General features: G+C 74.7%; 1 protein-coding gene. It reads left to right on the top strand.

The features are described 5' to 3' along the window. The coding region (locus NBZ83_RS32690; protein WP_308203860.1) for a glycoside hydrolase family 3 N-terminal domain-containing protein at positions 1-403 on the top strand (403 nt) is incomplete at both ends.

The following is a 403-nucleotide window of genomic DNA, read 5'->3' as shown; positions in this document are numbered from 1 at the left end:
TGCCTACCCGCCCGTGCTGGGGGTCGACCAGGAGGGCGGGTACGTCTCGCACCTGCGCGGCATCGCCACCGAGTTCCCCGCCTTCGACGCGGCCGGTGTCGCGATCTCCGCGGACGGACGGAGCGGTCGGGAGGTCGTGCGCCAGGCGGCGTACGCCACCGGGCTCGAGCTGCGCGACCTCGGCTTCACCTGGGTGTTCGCGCCGGTGGCCGACGTGACCATCGGCGCCGCAGACCCGACCATCGGCACCAGGTCGGCGAGCGAGGACCCGGCGGTCGCGGCCAAGGCGACCGCAGCGGCCGTGCGGGGCTTCGAGGCCGCCGGAGTGGTCTCGACAGCGAAGCACTTCCCCGGCCACGGTGCCGCGACCAGCGACAGCCACGACACGCTGCCGGTGCTGGAG

Source organism: Frankia gtarii, assembly GCF_025403375.1.
GTDB lineage: Bacteria > Actinomycetota > Actinomycetes > Frankiales > Frankiaceae > Frankia > Frankia gtarii.
This window is presented reverse-complemented; position numbering and strand designations above follow the sequence as displayed.